This window comes from Faecalicoccus sp. LCP19S3_E2, assembly GCF_052121255.1.
GTDB lineage: Bacteria > Bacillota_I > Bacilli_A > Erysipelotrichales > Erysipelotrichaceae > Faecalicoccus.
Map to the genome: position 1 here is coordinate 1 of NZ_JBQKEP010000031.1, position 2956 is coordinate 2956.

Annotated in this window: 4 protein-coding genes; all 4 read right to left on the reverse strand. The window is 35.9% G+C overall.

Annotation, left to right across the window (positions count from 1 at the left end):
- Positions 1 to 590: 590 nt before the first annotated feature.
- A complete protein-coding gene (locus tag ACTQX6_RS12510) occupies positions 591 to 833 on the reverse strand; it encodes a glutaredoxin (RefSeq protein WP_168966865.1) in 243 nt (80 codons plus the stop codon).
- 1 nt (position 834) lies between these two features.
- Positions 835 to 1215 (reverse strand): Rid family detoxifying hydrolase, encoded by a 381-nt coding sequence (locus ACTQX6_RS12515; RefSeq protein ID WP_168966863.1) that lies wholly within the window; start codon positions 1213 to 1215, stop codon positions 835 to 837.
- Positions 1199 to 2497, reverse strand: a complete 1299-nt coding sequence (locus tag ACTQX6_RS12520; protein ID WP_272007898.1) for an L-cysteine desulfidase family protein — start codon at positions 2495 to 2497, stop codon at positions 1199 to 1201. Before ACTQX6_RS12520 ends, ACTQX6_RS12515 begins: the two co-directional genes overlap by 17 nt.
- Positions 2494 to 2956, reverse strand: a 463-nt coding sequence (locus ACTQX6_RS12525) for a cation:dicarboxylate symporter family transporter (protein WP_441657554.1), incomplete at its 5' end; no start/stop codon positions are given. The genes ACTQX6_RS12520 and ACTQX6_RS12525, both read right to left, overlap by 4 nt.

Genomic DNA, 2956 nt, shown 5'->3' on the forward strand with positions numbered 1-2956 from the left:
GTGCGGTCTTGAAGTCCATATCCGCCACCCATAGAGGAATGACATCCTCTGTACCAAACTTTTTGATTCGTTCATCATACTTGGCTGCATGATTCTTGGAACGATCTATGACTGTATCAAAGTTATACTTCATCATCTTTCACTTCTTTCCTTATTCCCATTTATTTCGTATGTTTACTATACTATACTCATAATAGAGTCATTTACAAGTTATTTACACTACTACCTACTTCTCAATTCAAAAAGAAAGGCTACTCATGAAAAGTCAAACAGTAAAAAGATCAGTTTTTGCGCTCATCACCATTAATGTCTTCATAGGCCTGTGTGATATGGATTAAAGAATCTCTTCTCCTATTTTTCATATAATCGGATATATAATCATGGCATACATTTGGTCTTTGCTTTATTATGATGCGAAACAAAGAAACCAAAAATATACTTGGTTGTTTTTGATTCTAATTGTTTTATATCCATTGCAATTTGTTCACGCTCTTATATATCTAAGATAAGTTGACTATTAAAAGACGATTAATGCTGTAATTATTTGGCACAGTCTATAAATAAAAAGTGCGAAGATGTTCTCTTCGCAACTATAAAATTTCTGTTATTTCCAATGTAGTCTTGTCTTCTGTAATAAAGCATGGAATTCCAATACCATGATTTTTCCGGACCACGTCATAACAATTTTGTGTATCTCTGACTTTAAGATACGTCTTTAAATTTTCCAACGAATCAAAAATATCTATAAATTCATACTTTATATTTTTTAAGTCCAACTTTTGTAACGCTTCACTAGTATCTGGACATTGCGTTGACCCGATAACTTTTAACATCTTATTTTTCCCTCCATGCGATGCATTCAATCTCTACTTTTGCGTTTTTCGGCAGACAAGCTACTTCAAAACAGCTTCTTGCAGGATAAGCATTATCAAAGTATTTTCCATATTCTTCATTTACTTTTCCAAAATCTTCAATATTTGATAAGAATACAGTTGTTTTGATAATATCGGAATAAGTTAAACCTTGTGATTCTAAAAGATTTTTAATATTTACAAACGCTTGTTTTGTTTGTTCAACCACATTGTCGCTGACTAAATCACCATTTTGATCAATTCCCAACTGACCAGATAAAAAAACAAATGAATCAATCGCAATACCTGCTGAATAAGGGCCTAAAGCCTTTGCACTTTTTTCACTTTTAACAACTTGTTTCATGTTGAATTCCTCCTTCTTTTTTATTTAACATGATGGATAAGATCGTCTGATCTGTTTGTTTCAGACCTTCTTTTACAAGCTTTTCAATATTATGCACAGTATCTTCCACATCGTCAAAGATAATGCCATCTTGGCTTGTAGCAGAAATGTTATTTAATGCCAGTGTGGAACTAAGAAGAGCAGCATTCGTTCCAGTTGCAATTTTTAAAGCACATGTTTTTTTTGCACCATCACAAATCATTCCAGACAAAGATGCCACCATATTTCGAATGGCACAATTAATTTGATTTAGATTGCCACCTTGCAGATATGTCATGGCACAACAGGCTCCCGTTCCACCGGCGATCGCAGCCCCACACAAAGGAGATAAACGCCCCATAAATTCTTTGATATGAATGACCATAAGATTAGATAGAGCCAGCGCTCTTGCCAGTTTATCGTCATTTACTTTCATAATTTCGGCCATCTTGATGACTGGCATAGAACAAGCAATTCCCTGATTTCCGCTTCCTGCCGTTGTCATGATTGGTAAAGGGCATCCATCCATTCTCGCATCACTGGCTGCACAGGTGGCAGATAGAATTTGTAATGTTACAGGATCGACAAACATTTGTGAATTCTCTTGGTTTACCTTATTTCCAACTTTCAATCCATATTGTCCTTTTAATCCTTCCTTGCTCACTTTGCGATTCATTTCTACACAGTCCAACACAAAAGATATTTTTTCAAATGGAACAGTCTCTATAAACCGGTAAATATTTTCAACAGTTAATCCCGTTCTGTTTACACCCATTTCGTCTTTATCATCACATGATTTTTCAAAAAGTGCTCTACCATCTTTTTCAATATAAATAACATTTGTATGTGTTTGTGCAATCACTACTTTTACTTTATGATTTGCTCCCGAAATAACAACTTCAATATATAATTTTTCTTTTGTTTCTTTTTGTTCAATCTTTATTTCTTTAAGTAATGATTCCGCCTGCTTTAATTGCTGAGCATCAAATCCTTGAAGAATTTCTAATTTCTTTTCCGGTTTTGCTATTACAGCACCTAGTGCTGCCGCAATATTGAGTCCTACTTGTCCAGTCCCCGGAATACCTACTCCCAATGCATTTTTAATGATATTTCCACTTAAATATAAATCAATAGAATTGATAATTTTATCTGGTAAAAGCTCTTTTGAAGCTATGCTTGCCGCATAAGCCACTGCAATCGGTTCTGTACATCCCTGAGCCGGCACCATTTCTCTCTTTAATAAATCTATAAAGTTTACAGTCACAAAGATTCACCTGATTTCTTTAGCCAGTTTTTCCCTTCGACCAAACGAGTTACGATCATGCTGGCAATCGTATCTCCACTGGCATTTAAAGCCGTTGCCATAGGATCAAACAAGAAGCCCAGAGTTGCAATCAATGGAAAGGCTTCCGGTGGAAAGCCAAACATCGATACGATCAACATCTCTCCTACTAGGCCACCACCCGGTGCTCCCGAAAGTACAAAGGCAGAACAGATGGCTACTAAAATTGACATCGCATATGTATCAATGCCCGAGAAAGACATATGAAATGTTGTAAATAAAAAAGCAATTTTAGTAATAGAACTTAATACCGAACCATCCATATGCATCGTGCATCCCATCGGTAAGACAATATCACTGATATCCGATGGTACACCGATCTTTTCACAAGCTTCCTTATTGACCGGTAATGTTGCAGCCGAACTTTGAGTCGCAAAGGCT

Bases quoted from the DNA above. Each gene is read 5' to 3' on its own strand.
- ACTQX6_RS12515 (WP_168966863.1), bottom strand. From the start codon at position 1,215: ATGAAACAAGTTGTTAAAAGTGAAAAAAGTGCAAAGGCTTTAGGCCCT.
- ACTQX6_RS12510 (WP_168966865.1), bottom strand. From the start codon at position 833: ATGTTAAAAGTTATCGGGTCAACGCAATGTCCAGATACTAGTGAAGCG.